General features: G+C 71.1%; 13 protein-coding genes. 5 read left to right on the forward strand and 8 right to left on the reverse strand.

Annotation, left to right across the window (positions count from 1 at the left end):
* Positions 1–24: 24 nt before the first annotated feature.
* From D581_RS0135325 to D581_RS0135345, 5 genes are all read right to left on the reverse strand, one after another.
* On the reverse strand, positions 25–1,725 hold the full coding sequence (locus D581_RS0135325; RefSeq protein WP_018961835.1) for an FAD-dependent monooxygenase: 1,701 nt from the start codon (positions 1,723–1,725) through the stop codon (positions 25–27).
* Between the two features lie 177 nt (positions 1,726–1,902).
* Entirely contained in the window at positions 1,903–2,844 is a 942-nt protein-coding gene (locus tag D581_RS0135330; protein WP_018961836.1) for an amino acid ABC transporter permease, read from the reverse strand.
* Positions 2,841–3,488, reverse strand: coding sequence for an amino acid ABC transporter permease (locus tag D581_RS0135335; RefSeq protein ID WP_007458744.1), 648 nt, complete (start codon positions 3,486–3,488; stop codon positions 2,841–2,843). The genes D581_RS0135330 and D581_RS0135335 overlap by 4 nt, the downstream gene beginning before the upstream one ends.
* A 189-nt stretch (positions 3,489–3,677) precedes the next feature.
* Complete coding sequence (locus D581_RS0135340; protein WP_018961837.1) at positions 3,678–4,601, reverse strand: glutamate ABC transporter substrate-binding protein; 924 nt, start codon at positions 4,599–4,601, stop codon at positions 3,678–3,680.
* 32 nt (positions 4,602–4,633) lie between these two features.
* Positions 4,634–5,419, reverse strand: coding sequence for an amino acid ABC transporter ATP-binding protein (locus D581_RS0135345; RefSeq protein WP_026291196.1), 786 nt, complete (start codon positions 5,417–5,419; stop codon positions 4,634–4,636).
* Positions 5,420–5,870: 451 nt separating this feature from the next.
* Here D581_RS0135345 and D581_RS0135350 point away from each other — a divergent pair, with 451 nt between their 5' ends.
* Together D581_RS0135350 and D581_RS0135355 are read left to right on the forward strand one after the other, a co-directional pair.
* Positions 5,871–6,563 (forward strand): response regulator transcription factor, encoded by a 693-nt coding sequence (locus D581_RS0135350; protein ID WP_018961839.1) that lies wholly within the window; start codon positions 5,871–5,873, stop codon positions 6,561–6,563.
* Positions 6,564–6,582: 19 nt separating this feature from the next.
* Positions 6,583–7,974 carry a sensor histidine kinase gene (locus D581_RS0135355; RefSeq protein WP_018961840.1) on the forward strand — a complete coding sequence of 464 codons (1,392 nt, stop codon included), beginning with the start codon at positions 6,583–6,585 and terminating at the stop codon, positions 7,972–7,974.
* A 60-nt stretch (positions 7,975–8,034) separates the two neighbouring features.
* Here the strand turns inward: D581_RS0135355 and D581_RS0135360 are convergent, their stop codons facing one another.
* Positions 8,035–9,036, reverse strand: a complete 1,002-nt coding sequence (locus D581_RS0135360) for a TAXI family TRAP transporter solute-binding subunit (protein WP_018961841.1) — start codon at positions 9,034–9,036, stop codon at positions 8,035–8,037.
* Between the two features lie 166 nt (positions 9,037–9,202).
* On the opposite strand from D581_RS0135360, the gene miaB reads away from it, so the two are divergent.
* Together miaB and D581_RS0135370 are read left to right on the forward strand one after the other, a co-directional pair.
* Positions 9,203–10,723 (forward strand): tRNA (N6-isopentenyl adenosine(37)-C2)-methylthiotransferase MiaB, encoded by a 1,521-nt coding sequence (miaB, locus tag D581_RS0135365; RefSeq protein WP_051114692.1) that lies wholly within the window; start codon positions 9,203–9,205, stop codon positions 10,721–10,723.
* An 87-nt stretch (positions 10,724–10,810) separates the two neighbouring features.
* Positions 10,811–11,530, forward strand: a complete 720-nt coding sequence (locus D581_RS0135370) for a class III extradiol dioxygenase subunit B-like domain-containing protein (RefSeq protein WP_018961843.1) — start codon at positions 10,811–10,813, stop codon at positions 11,528–11,530.
* Between the two features lie 63 nt (positions 11,531–11,593).
* Here the strand turns inward: D581_RS0135370 and D581_RS01000000138200 are convergent, their stop codons facing one another.
* The gene (locus tag D581_RS01000000138200) at positions 11,594–11,917 is read right to left on the reverse strand and encodes an antitoxin (RefSeq protein ID WP_018961844.1); all 324 of its coding nucleotides are present in this window, start codon (positions 11,915–11,917) and stop codon (positions 11,594–11,596) included.
* 211 nt (positions 11,918–12,128) lie between these two features.
* On the opposite strand from D581_RS01000000138200, the gene miaA reads away from it, so the two are divergent.
* Positions 12,129–13,067 carry a tRNA (adenosine(37)-N6)-dimethylallyltransferase MiaA gene (gene miaA, locus D581_RS0135380; protein WP_018961845.1) on the forward strand — a complete coding sequence of 313 codons (939 nt, stop codon included), beginning with the start codon at positions 12,129–12,131 and terminating at the stop codon, positions 13,065–13,067.
* A 269-nt stretch (positions 13,068–13,336) separates the two neighbouring features.
* On the opposite strand, the gene D581_RS1000000142430 is transcribed toward miaA, so the two are convergent.
* A partial coding sequence (locus D581_RS1000000142430) for a hypothetical protein (RefSeq protein WP_486585918.1) occupies positions 13,337–13,974 on the reverse strand: 638 nt, incomplete at its 5' end.

Consider the following 13,974-nt stretch of genomic DNA (forward strand, 5'->3'; position numbering starts at 1 on the left):
CGCGCGCCCGTGACGGTCAATCGATCAACGGAGACCGGCGGTCCCGTCGGCGTGGACCCGTGCCCGGGGCTCCGGTTCGCGCCCCGCGTCTTGTTCGTCCCCGCCGCCAGGTTCCACGGGCTCCCGCTCTTCGCGGGGCGCACCGCCCAGAGCGGCCCGTGCCGCGGTGAGCAGCTCCGCCGGCCGTACGCCGCCGAAGGCGGCCACCAGGTGCCCGTCCGGCCTCACCAGCAGGACGGTGTGTGCCGATGCTCCGGGATACCTCTCGGTGACCAGCAGCTCCGTCGACCCGGGGAGTGCCGCCACGGCGTCCGTGAGGCGAGGCATGACACCCGCGGTCTGCCAGTGCCGCCGGTCCCAGACTCCGGTCCCCGGCGCGACCAGGACCACCAGCGGATGCCCCTGCCCCAGCCGCTCCCGCAGCCGCACCGTCGTCCCGTCCGGCGCGGTCACCGTCACATCGGCGACCGGCGCACCGGGGGGCGTACCGACGACGGCGTGCGCCTCCGTGTGCGGTGGTGCAAGGGGGGAGTGCGAGTACGAAGGGGGCGCACCCAGCGCTCCGCAGCCCAGATGGCCGTCGGAGAGCAGGGTGTCGTGACCACGTGCGGCGCCCGGGACCAGGGTCCGCAGACCGCCTCCGCCGCGCAGTATCGGCAGCGACTGGTCGGCGGCGCGCAGCCGCGAGGCCACCGCCGCCCGGCGCTCCGCCTGATAGCTGTCGAGGAGGTGCTCGGACGTGCCGTGGTGCCAGGCGTGGGCCAGTTTCCAGGCCAGGTTCTCGGCGTCCCGGATCCCCTCGTCCAGTCCCTGCGTGCCCACGGCGCCCAGCAGGTGCGCCGCGTCCCCCGCCAGGAAGGCACGCTGCTTGCGCCAGCGCCGGGCGAGCCGGTGGTGGAGCGTGTGGACGCCGGTGTCCAGCAGTTCGTACGCCGGGGTCTCGCCGCACCAGCCGGCCAGCGTGTCCCGGATACGGGTGATCAGAGCTTCGGGAGTGACCAGTTCGCCACGCGGCGGCAGCAGCCAGTCCAGCCGCCAGACGCCGTCCCGAAGCGGCCGGGCGGAGACCTCGGCGCCCCCGGTCCGCCAGGGAGGCTGCCGGTGCAGGACGGCCTCGTCGGGCCAGGGCAGCTCGGCCCGGAGCGCGGCGACGGCATGCCGCTCCACCGCCGTACGGCCGGGGAACCGGATGTCCAGCAGCTTGCGCACGGTCGACCGGGCGCCGTCGCAGCCGACCAGATAACTCCCGCGCCACCAGGTCGAGCCCGGCTCCCTCGTGTGCACCGTGATGCCCTCGGGGTCCTGCTCCAGTGTGTCGATCCGGCTCAGCGGCACCCGCTGGACCAGCGGTGCCTTGTCCGCCGCCGCGCGCAGCGCGGCGCTCAGCGCATGCTGCGGAACATGGAGCGGCGCGGGAAGGAGCCCGGTGAGCGGGGCCTCGTCCGTGCCGCCGCCGCCCCCGCTCAGCGGCACGTTCCGGACCAGCTGCTTCCGGCGCATCGAACGCCACCCGGACCAGCGCAGCCCGACCCGGTCCAGCTCCCGGCAGCCGAGGCGGCCCACCAGATCGGCGGTGTCCTCGCGCAGGACGACCGTGCGGGCGGGACGGGGCTCCTCCGTGCCGGGGCCCTCGTCGAGAACGACCGAGGGGACGCCCTGGGCGGCGAGGGCCAGCGACAGCGTCAGCCCGACGGGCCCGCCGCCGACGACGATCACCGGGTCCACGGCTCGTACCCTCCGGCCCGTACGGTCATGCGGAACGTGGCATAGGAAGCCGGGTGCGTGATCACAGAACGTATGCAACCCACTGGTGGTGCTTGCGTCAAGTGACCGAGGCAGCGACGCGTGCGCCGCTGCCTCGAATGCTCCTGCTCGTCGGGGCCGGGAAGGGCCCGGGGACGGTCAGTCCTTCCTCACACCGGTCCCACCGGCACCGTCGGCCGTCGGGCCTGCGCCCCCTGCGCCCCCCGCGTCCGGGCCGGGAACGGCCTCCATCGCCGGGATGCCGGCGGCCGGGGCGCCGGGCGCCACCTTGATGCCGGTCTTGGCGCGACGGCCCCGCTTCTCGATCCATGTCGCCAGCGCCGAGAGCAGCAGGCACATCGCGATGTAGAGCGTGCCGATGACGACGATCGTCGAGACGTACGGGTACTGGCCGTTCACCTGCGTGTTGGAGGCGATCAGCCGCGCGGTCTGGAGCAGCTCCGGGTACAGGATGATGAAGCCGAGCGAGGTGTCCTTGAGGGTCACCACGAGCTGACCGATGATCGTCGGCAGCATCGACCGGACGGCCTGCGGCATCAGGACGCTGACCATGACCTGCGTCTTGCTCATGCCGAGCGCGTACGCGGCCTCGCTCTGCCCCTTGGGCACCGAGTTGATGCCGGCCCGCAGCACCTCGGCCTGGACGCAGCCGTTGTAGACGGACAGCCCCGCGGCCAGCGCCCACATCGAGTAGTCGGTGAGGAAGCCGACCCAGATGGCGTAGATGGTGATCAGCAGCGGGAGCGAGCGGAACAGCTCGATGAAGATGGTCGCCGCCCAGCGGACCGGCTTGTGGTCGGAGAGCCGGCCCACCACCAGCACCACACCGAGGACCAGCGAGCCGACCGCGGCGAGACCGAACGCCTTGAGCGTGGCGATCAGGGCGTCGGCGATGTTCTGCCGGATGCCCGTGTAGTTGAAGATGTCCCACATCGCGGGGGCGAGGTGCCCCTTGTCGGCGAGCCGCATGACGCTGATCGCGATCAGCGCCGCGATGGCGAGGCTGCCGACGACCGCGTAGATCCGGTTGCGGACGACGGCCTTGGGACCCGGGGCGTCGTAGAGAACGCTGGCGCTCATCGGGCGACCTCCATGCGACGCTCCAGCAGCCGGAAGAGGCCGCTGATGGTAAACGTGACGATCAGGTAGCCGATGGCCACCCAGATGAAGACGGGGACGATGTCGTAGCCCTTGTCGCTCATCAGCTTCTGCCAGCCGAACAGCTCGGCGACGCTGAAGGCGCCGGCGATCGCGGAGTTCTTCGTCAGCGCGATGAAGATGCTGCTCAGCGGCGGGATCACGGTCCGGGTCGCCTGCGGGAGCACCACGATCTGCAGGGTCTGGGCGAACGTCATGCCGATGGAACGCGCGGCCTCGGCCTGTCCCAGGGGCACGGTGTTGATGCCCGAGCGGACCGCCTCGCACACGAACGAGGAGGTGTAGAAGCCGAGCGCCAGCGAGCCGAGCACGAACGGGCTCATCCCCGGGAAGAGGATCTCGGGCACGACGAAGAAGAAGATCAGGAAGAGCAGCGTCAGCGGCGTGTTGCGCATCAGCGTCACCCAGGCGGTGCCGAAGTACCGCAGCGGCGGCACCGGCGAGACCCGGAATCCGGCGATGAGCACACCGAGGACCAGGGCGATAACCGAGCTGACGGCGGTGATCGACACGGTTCCTATGAAGCCGTCGCGGAACTCTGGGAAATTGTCGAGCAGTACGTTCATGAGGTCTCCGCGTCGGCGGTCAGCGGCATCAGGGCAGGGGAAGGGGCGCCCCGTACGCCCGCGGTCCCCGGAAGAACCGGGACGGCGGTGGCGTACGGGACGCCTGGGTCACTCGCGGGGCGTCGTGACGGATGACGGATGTCGGCCGACGGACCACGGGCTGGAGCCCGCGGTCCGGGGCCGACGGCGTCAGTAGCGCTCGATGGCCGGCGGCTCGACGTAGTCCGAACCGGACAGACCCAGCGTGGCCTCGTAGATCTTCTTGTACGTGCCGTCCTTGACGCGCTCCTCCAGCGACTTGCTGATGGCCTCGCGGAGCACCTTGTCGTCCTTGTTCAGGCCGACGCCGTAGGGCTCGTCGGTGAACGGGTCGCCGACGACGTGGAGCTTGCCGGAGTTGGCGGCGGCGTAGCCCTTGAGGATCGAGTCGTCCGTGGTGACGGCGTCGACCTGCTTGGTCAGCAGCTGCTGCACGCAGTCGGAGTACTTGGCCAGCTCGACGACGCTCGCGCCGTACTCCGGCTTCTTGATCTCCTGGAGCGGCGTGGAGCCGACGATCGAGCAGACCTTCTTGCCCTTCACCGAGTCCTTGCCGGTGATCGACTTGTCGTCCTTGCGCACGAGGAGGTCCGCGCCGGCCTTGTAGTAGGGCCCGGCGAAGCCGACCTGCTTCTTGCGCTCGTCGTTGATCGTGTACGTGCCGACGTAGTAGTCGACCTGGCCCTTGGAGATGGCCGTCTCACGGACGCCGGAGTCGACGGTCTTCCACTCGATCTGCTTGTCGGAGAAGCCGAGGTCGGCCGCGACCATCTTGGCGATCTCGATGTCGAAGCCCGAGCGCTCCTTGGTCGACTGGTCCTCGAAGCCGAGGTACGGCTGGTCGGCCTTGGCGCCGATGATCAGCTTGCCGCGCTCCTTGGCCTTCTTGAAGACCGGGGAGTCCAGGGCGACGTCCTTGGCCGCGGTGTACGTGGGCAGTGCGGGGGCCTCGGAGGAACCGGGCTTCGTGCCGCCCGGCTTGTCACCGGCGGAGCCCTCCTTGCCGCCGCAGGCGGTCGCGGTCAGGGCGAGGACGGCGATGGCCGCGACGGCGGCGGACTGACGGAGCTTCATGTGAGCAATCCTTAGGTCGTGGGTCGTTGTCGTCAGTGGTGAAGGATCTTCGACAGGAAGTCCTTGGCCCGGTCGCTGCGCGGGTTGCTGAAGAACTGGTCGGGGGTCGCCTCTTCGACGATCTTCCCGTCGGCCATGAACACGACGCGGTTGGCGGCGGAACGGGCGAAGCCCATCTCGTGGGTGACGACGATCATCGTCATCCCGTCCCGGGCCAGCTGCTGCATGACCTCCAGGACCTCGTTGATCATCTCCGGGTCGAGCGCCGACGTGGGCTCGTCGAAGAGCATGACCTTCGGGTCCATCGCCAACGCCCGTGCGATCGCGACGCGTTGCTGCTGGCCGCCGGAGAGCTGCGCCGGGTACTTGTCGGCCTGTACGCCGACGCCCACCCGGTCGAGCAGGGTCCGGGCCTTCTCCTCCGCCGCCTTCTTGTCAGCCTTGCGGACCTTGACCTGGCCCAGCATGACGTTCTCCAGCACCGTCTTGTGTGCGAAGAGATTGAACGACTGGAAGACCATGCCCACGTCGGCACGCAGCCTGGCCAGCTCCTTGCCCTCCTGGGGCAGGGGCTTGCCGTCGATCGAGATCGCTCCCGAATCGACCGTCTCCAAGCGGTTGATCGTGCGGCACAGCGTGGACTTGCCGGACCCGGAAGGCCCGATGACGACCACGACCTCGCCACGGGCGATGGTCAGGTCGATGTCCTGGAGCACATGCAGCGCGCCGAAGTGCTTGTTGACGTTGCTCAGTACGACCAGGTCGTTCGCCGCGGGCGCGGCATCCTCGGCGTCCTTGGTCACTGAAACTCCGCTCATCGGCTTCTCGCTCCGTCCTCCTCGGTTGAACAAGGACAGTAATGACGCAGTGCTACCAACGTCATTACATCTGAGCGGAAATTGAGCATAACGATCCGGCGGCAACCGGACACTCCGCGTGAACAGGACGTCACACGCCGCCCCGGAGGCGTACCGGGTGCGTAACGGAACCTTGCTGTAACCGGGAGGCTCTTGACTGGTGTGCCGTTCATCGGCGTGGATGCCCTGGAGCGAGAAAGACGTGAAACACCGCAGAACGGGAAGTCTCATCGGGGCTCACGGGGATCTCGTGGATGAAGCGCGGGTTAATGTCGGGCCCTACGCGGTGACGCCGTGCGACGGTGCTGCCGACGGGACGACGAAGCGAACGTCCCCCAGGAGCCGCACGGCCCCGGGGGAGTACGGAGACCCGAGGAGCCGCACGGCCCCGGGAGAAACGGAGAGGAGGGCCATGAGACTGCTGCTCGTCGAGGACGACGACCATGTCGCGGCGGCCCTGTCCGCCGTGCTCGCCCGGCACGGATTCCAGGTCGTGCACGCCCGCAACGGCGAGGAGGCCCTGCGCGCCCTGCTGCCCGCCGACAAGGAGCCCTTCGGGGTGATCCTCCTCGATCTCGGCCTGCCCGACCAGGACGGCTACGAGGTGTGCGGGAAGATCCGCAAACGCACCGCGACCCCCGTGATCATGGTCACCGCCCGCGCCGATGTGCGCTCACGCATCCACGGCCTCAACCTCGGCGCCGACGACTACGTCACCAAGCCGTACGACACCGGCGAACTGCTCGCCCGTATCCACGCGGTCGCCCGGCGCACCACCAGCGGCGAGGACACCGCGCCGACCCCCGCCGCCGCCCTGCGCCTCGGTCAGGTCGCCATCGAGCTGCCGACCCGCCGGGTCAGCGTCGACGGCGCGGAAGTCCAGCTCACCCGCAAGGAGTTCGACCTGCTGGCCCTCCTCGCCCAGCGCCCCGGCGTCGTCTTCCGCCGCGAGCAGATCATCAGCGAGGTCTGGCGCACCAGCTGGGAGGGGACCGGACGCACCCTGGAGGTCCACGTCGCCTCCCTGCGCTCCAAGCTGCGGCTGCCCGCCCTGATCGAGACCGTGCGGGGCGTCGGCTACCGGCTCGTCGCGCCGTCCGCGTAACCGGCGGGTACGTCTCCCGGTGCGCTCCCGTCTGCTCCCGCTGCTCATCGTCCTGATGGCCGCCGTCCTGCTCACCCTCGGCTTCCCGCTCGCGATCAGCGTGGCCGCCGCCGAGCAGCAGCGGCTGGTGATCGACCGGATCGACGACACCGCACGGTTCGCCGCCCTGGCGCAGTCCATCACCGACACCTCCCCGGACGGCGAGGAGCGGCGCCGCACCCTCCAGACCGACCTGGAGCTCTACGCCTCCGTGTACGACATCCGCGCCGGCGTCTTCCGGGACTACCGGGCCCTGGCCAAGGCCCCCGGCTACTGGACCCTGCCCGCCAAGGGCGAGGGGCGCACGGCCTTCAACGAGGCGCTGCTGGGCCGCCGCTCGCACGACCCCCCGCAGATCTGGCCCTGGCGCGACGGCCGCGTCGTCGTCGCCTCACCCGTCGTGCGCGACGGCGATGTGGTCGCCGTGGTCGTCCTCGACTCGCCCACCGGCGAGATGCGGTCCCGGATCCTGCGGACCTGGCTGTTCATCGGCCTCGGAGAGGCGCTGGCGCTGCTGGTGGCGGTCGGCGCGGCCGTCCGGCTCACCGGCTGGGTCCTGCTGCCCGTACGGACCCTGGACGCGGCCACCCACGACATCGCCGGCGGCCGTATGCGCTCCCGGGTCGCCGCCTCCGCCGGGCCGCCGGAGCTCAGACGCCTGGCTCGTTCCTTCAACGAGATGGCCGACAACGTCGAGGACGTGCTGGAGCAGCAGCGCGCCTTCGTCGCCGACGCCTCGCACCAACTGCGCAACCCGCTCGCCGCCCTGCTGCTGCGCATCGAGCTGCTCGCCCTGGAGCTGCCCGAGGACAGCGAGGAGATCGCGGCCGTGCGCACCGAGGGCAAGCGGCTGGCCCGGGTTCTCGACGACCTCCTGGACCTCGCGCTGGCCGAGCACGCCGAGGCGGACCTCCAGCTGATCGACATCGTCCCGCTCGCCGCCGAACGGGTCGCCTCCTGGCGCCCGATGGCGGAGCGGGAGGGCGTGAACCTCACTCTGGACGGGGCCCCGGCGGCCACCGCCTGGGCCGACCCCGTGGCGCTCTCCAGCGCCCTGGACGCGGTGGTCGACAACGCCCTGAAGTTCACCCCCGCCGGAGAGGACGTCACCGTCACCGTCGCCGCCGGAGCCCGCGCGGCGACCGTCGTGGTCGCCGACCGGGGCCCCGGCCTCACCGAAGCGGAGCTGGAGCGTGTCGGGGACCGCTTCTGGCGCAGCACCCGCCACCAGAACGTCAGTGGATCGGGCCTGGGCCTCTCCATCTCCCGGGTGCTGCTCGCGGCGGGCGGCGGCTCGATCGCGTACGAGCACCACGAACCGCACGGCCTGCGGGTGACCGTCTCGGTCCCCCGCGACCCGACGGGGAGCTGACGGGGAGCTGACGGGGAGCCGGGCGGGAGGTGCCGTAGGTCCTTCAGGAGCGGCGGGGCTTCACGGCTTCACCGAGCGGTAGTACGCCTTGGCCCCGTCGTGCACGTCCAGCGGATCCGTGTAGATCGCCGTCCGCAGATCCACCAACTGCGCCGCGTGGACCTCGCGGCCGATCCGGTCCCGGCTGTTGATCACCGTCCGGGTGAAGGCCTCGGTCATGGCCGCGTCCGTACGGTCGGTCGTGACGAGCAGGTTGGCGACGGCGACCGTGGGCACCGCCTGACCCTGCTGGGCCTGCGGATACACGTCGCCGGGCATCATGGCGGACCGGTAGAAGCGGGTGGGACCGGTCGCCGACTGGAGCTTCGCGACCAGCTCGGCCGCCAGCGGCACCAGCCGGATGTCGAAGCGCCGCGACAGCTCCTGCACGGCCGCGGTCGGCAGCCCGCCCGACCAGAAGAACGCGTCGAGCCGGCCCTGGGTCAGCCGTACGGGCATGGTGTCGATGCCCACCGGCACCGGTGTGACGTCGGCGGCCGGATCGAGCCCTGCCGCCGCCAGCAGCCGGTCCGCGACCAGCCGCACCCCGGAACCCTCCTGGCCGACGCCCACCCGCTTGCCCCGCAGATCGGAGACCCTCCGCACGTCGGAGTCGCGGGGGACGACCAGCTGGACGTAGTCGTCGTACAGCCGGACACAGCCGCGCAGTCGCTGGGCCCCCGGCCTGCCGTCGCGGAGATAGGTGGCCACCGCGTCGGCGGTGGCGATGGTGAAGTCCGCCTCGCCCGTCGCCACCCGGGAGAGGTTCTGCTGCGACCCCTCGCTGGTCCGCAGCTGTGTGGACACCTGCGGCATGTCCTTGGCGAGCGCGATCTCCAGCCGCTCCCCGTACCGCTGGTACACACCGCTGGGCACACCGGTGGAGAAGGTGAGCGACCCGCTCGGGTCCCCCTCGTCCCCCTCGGGCTGCAACCACCACGCGAGCAGCCCGAGCACGACCGCGAGGACGGCGCCCGTCCGCAGGGTGCGCCGGCGGCCGAATCGGGACAGAGCGTGGAACATGCGCGCGATCCTGCCAGCTCGACCGCCCCCTGACCAGGCTTCCCCGTGAGGCCCGGCCCACAGCGGGCTGGGTGGCCGGCGGACGGGCGGCGGACGGGCGGCGGACGGGAGGGGCCGGGGGAAGGGGACGGGAGGGGGCCGCCCGGCAACCGCCTACCCTTGTCCCATGAGCAGCGGCAACCGGAGCGAAGCAGTGGACGTCCAGAAGAGCTACGAGGTGCGCACCTACGGGTGCCAGATGAACGTCCACGACTCCGAACGGCTGTCGGGTCTCCTGGAGGGCGCCGGTTACGTCCGGGCCCCCGAAGGCTCCGACGGCGACGCCGACGTCGTCGTCTTCAACACCTGCGCGGTGCGGGAGAACGCCGACAACAAGCTGTACGGAAACCTCGGCCGCCTCGCGCCCATGAAGACCAAGCGCCCCGGGATGCAGATCGCCGTCGGCGGCTGTCTCGCGCAGAAGGACCGCGACACCATCGTCAAGCGGGCCCCCTGGGTCGACGTCGTCTTCGGCACCCACAACATCGGCAAACTGCCGGTCCTCCTGGAGCGCGCCCGCGTCCAGGAGGAGGCGCAGATCGAGATCGCCGAGTCCCTGGAGGCCTTCCCCTCCACGCTCCCCACCCGCCGCGAGTCCGCCTACGCCGCGTGGGTCTCCATCTCGGTCGGCTGCAACAACACCTGCACCTTCTGCATCGTCCCGGCGCTGCGCGGCAAGGAGAAGGACCGCCGTACCGGCGACATCCTGGCCGAGATCGAGGCCCTGGTCGCCGAGGGCGTCTCCGAGATCACCCTGCTCGGCCAGAACGTGAACGCGTACGGCTCCGACATCGGCGACCGCGAGGCCTTCTCCAAGCTGCTGCGCGCCTGCGGCGCCATCGAGGGCCTGGAGCGCGTCCGCTTCACCTCGCCGCACCCCCGCGACTTCACCGACGACGTCATCGCCGCCATGGCCGAGACGCCCAACGTGATGCCGCAGCTGCACATGCCGATGCAGTCCGGATCGGACAGCATCCTGAAGGCGATGCGCCGCTCCTACCGCCAGGAGCGCTTCCTGGGGATCATCGAGAAGGTGCGCGCCGCGATGCCGGACGCCGCCATCTCCACCGACATCATCGTGGGCTTCCCCGGCGAGACGGAGGAGGACTTCGAGCAGACGATGCACGCCGTCCGCGAGGCGCGGTTCGCCAACGCGTTCACCTTCCAGTACTCCAAGCGCCCCGGAACCCCCGCCGCGGACATGGACGGCCAGATCCCCAAGGAGGTCGTCCAGGAGCGGTACATGCGCCTGTCCGCCCTCCAGGAGCAGATCTCCTGGGACGAGAACAAGAAGCAGGTCGGCCGCACCCTGGACGTCATGGTCGCGGAGGGTGAGGGCCGCAAGGACGGAGCCACCCGGCGCCTCTCCGGCCGCGCCCCCGACAACCGCCTGGTCCACTTCACCCAGCCCGAGAAGGCGGTGCGCCCCGGCGACGTCGTGACCGTCGAGATCACCTACGCCGCCCCGCACCACCTGCTCGCCGAGGGCACACCGCTCGCCGTGCGGTCCACCCGCTCGGGCGACGCCTGGGAGAAGCGCACCACCGAGGCGGCCGCCAAACCCGCCGGGGTGATGCTCGGCCTCCCCGGCATCGGCGCCCCGGACCCGCTCCCGGCCACCGCGGCCCCGGCCTGCGGCATCGGCTGACGGATCGGGCCGCTCAGCTGTCCCGGCCGGGTCCCGCGCGGCCGAGCGGCCCCCGGCCTCCGGCTGACGGCAAGTACGCTGACCGGCATGCTTGTCGCCGCCGCCGTGTGCCCCTGTCCGCCGCTCCTGGTGCCCGAGGTCGCCGCAGGCGCCGCCCCCGAACTCGACGCCGCGCGTGACGCGTGCCTCGACGCCGTGGGGGTGCTCGCCGCCTCGCGCCCGGACCTGCTCGTCGTCGTGGGGCCGGGCGACGACCGGTCCGCCGGGCTCCACCCGCCAGGGGCGCGCGGGTCCTTCCGGGGCGTCGGCGTGGACCTCAACGTGACGCTCGGCGATGCCCCGCGGGACGCCGCCGCCCCGGACCGGCCGCTGCCGGGATCCCTCACCGTGGGCGCCTGGCTGCTGGGCCGGGCCCGATGGACGGGCGCCCCCGTCGAAGGGTTCGCCGTGGCGGAGAGCGAGGCCGCCCCGGAGTGCGCGGCGGCCGGGCACTCCCTCGCCCGGCGTGCCGAGCGGGTCGCGCTCCTGGTGATGGGCGACGGCAGCGCCTGCCGCACCCTGAAGGCCCCCGGCTACCTCGACGAGCGGGCAGCCGCCTTCGACGCCCGCGCCACCGAAGCGCTCGGCTCCGCGGACCTCGACGCCCTCGCCGCGCTCGACGCGAGGCTCGCCCGTGAACTCAAGGCGGCCGGGCGTGCCCCCTGGCAGCTGCTCGGCGGCGCCGCTCGGTCCGCCGGGCTCGCGGGCCGGCTGCTGTACGAGGACGCTCCGTACGGCGTGGGGTACACCGTCGCCGCCTGGTCCTGAACGGGCCGGCGGCGGGTACGGGGCACTCGGCTCCGTACCCGCCGCCGGCCCGCGGTCACCGTGTCAGGGGGCGGGCGGCGGCGGAGGAGGGGTGTTGCCAGGGGTGCCACCGGGCGTACCAGGGGTACCGGGCGTACCGGGAGCACCTGGGGTGCCAGGCGTACCAGGGGTGCCCCCGTCCTTGTTGCCCAGCTTGTCCACGGCCTCCTTGGCCTTGCGCGTCCCCGAATCGATCTTGTCGCTGTATTTGCCCTTGGTCTTCTGGTCGACCGTGCGCGCGGCCTTGTCGAGGCCCTGCTCGATCTTGCCCCCGTGCTGCTGCGCGAGGTCGCCGACCTTGTCCTTGGCCGGTCCCAGCTTGGCCTTCAGGTTGTCCAGGAACCCCATTGGGTCACCTTCCGTGCAGTGAGGACTGTTGAGAACCGTTCGCGGGAGCGTTCTCCCGCCCCCATTGTCCGTCACTTGTCCGGTCTTGCCGTTTTTACACGCCTCGTTGCGCTTCCCCGGAGCTTCCCTGACGTCGCTCTCCGCGCACGGCCGCGCCCCCACGGGCACCCGGTGTGGTCGGGAGCGCCCGGATTTTTGGGAGACTGTCCGGGTGACCCTTCCCGCTTCCACCCCCCGCGTCATCACCGTCGTAGGCCCCACCGCAGCCGGAAAGTCGGATCTGGGGGTCTTTCTCGCCCAGCGGCTCGGCGGCGAGGTGATCAACGCCGATTCCATGCAGCTCTACCGGGGCATGGACATCGGCACCGCGAAGCTGACGCTGTCCGAGCGCGACGGCGTACCGCACCGGCTGCTGGACATCTGGGACGTCACCGAGACCGCCAGCGTCGCCGAGTACCAGCGACTGGCCCGCCTGGAGATCGACCGGCTGCTCGCCGAGGGACGCACGCCGATCCTCGTCGGCGGCTCCGGGCTGTACGTGAAGGGAGCCATCGACGCCCTGGAGTTCCCCGGTACGGACCCCGGGGTGCGCGCCCGCCTCGAAGCGGAACTGGCCGAGCGCGGCTCGGGCGTCCTGCACGAACGCCTCGCCGCCGCCGACCCGGAGGCCGCCCGGTCCATCCTGGCGACGAACGGCCGCCGCATCGTCCGCGCCCTCGAAGTCATCGAGATCACCGGCAAGCCGTTCACCGCCAACCTCCCCGGCGAGGAGCCGGTCTACGACGCCGTGCAGATCGGCGTCGACGTGGACCGCCCCGAACTGGACGAGCGCATCGCCCTGCGCGTCGACCGGATGTGGGAGGCGGGGCTCGTGGACGAGGTGCGCGCCCTGGAGGCGGCCGGGCTGCGCGAGGGCCTCACGGCATCGCGGGCCCTCGGCTACCAGCAGATCCTCGCGCTGCTCGCGGGGGAGTGCACCGAGGACGACGCGCGGGCCGAGACCGTACGCGCCACCAAGCGCTTCGCCCGCCGTCAGGACTCCTGGTTCCGCCGTGACGCGCGTGTCGTGTGGCTCGGCGGCGGCCACCGTGACCGGGGGGAGCTCCCGCACCGGGCGCTGACGTTGGTCGAACGAGCGGTCACAGCCTGATCGCATGACAGGCGAACGACGTCTAGCAGGAACCCTCAGCACTGCATCGACGCAGGTCAGAAAGAATCCTGGGTTGCGAGGCTTCATCAGACTTCGACAATCTGGAACAGCCCTTGCGGACGGGTGCTGACCTTCTGCTGACTTTGCTGATGGGCGGTTGGTTGTACGGGTTGACTGCGGGTAGGGTCCTGAAATTTGCTGGAGTTGGGGCCAAGGCCGGTGGTTGTCCAGGGGCTGGGGCGGTCGAGCGCTCCGAAGTTGTTCTAGCCCTAGACGGCTTCGACCTGACCGACGCCGTCATCACCGCGGACGCCCTGCACACCCAGCACGATCACGCCATCCACCTGCACGAACGCAGAGCTCACTACCTGGCCGTCGTCAAGAGGAACCATCCCGGACTCCATGAACGGGTCCGCCGCCTTCCCTGGCGCGATATCCGCCTGGACCACATCGAGCGCACCCGGGCCCACCACCGCGACGAGATCCGCCGATTGAAGACCGCCGCCTTCGCCCACATCGACTGTCCCCACGCCCGCCAGGCCCTCCAAGTCGTGCGCTGAAGACGGAACCTGAGCACGGGCAACCTGACAATCGAGCGGATCTACCTGGTCACGAGCCTGCCGCCCGGCGCGGTCACCGGCAGCCAGCCCGCGGCCTGGATCCGCGGCCACTGGCGCATCGAGAACCAACCGCACCACGTCCGCGACCGCACCTTCCACGAGGACGCCTCGCACATCCGCACCCGCCACCCGCCCCGCGTCATGGCCGGCCTGCGCAACCTCGCCATCGGCGTCCACCGCCAGGACGGCCACACCAACATCGCCGCCGCCCTCCGCCACACCGCCCGAAACCACCTGCGGCCCCTCACCGCCCTCGGGCTGATATGACGAACCCGGGCACAAGGCCA

Source organism: Streptomyces sp. CNB091, assembly GCF_000377965.1.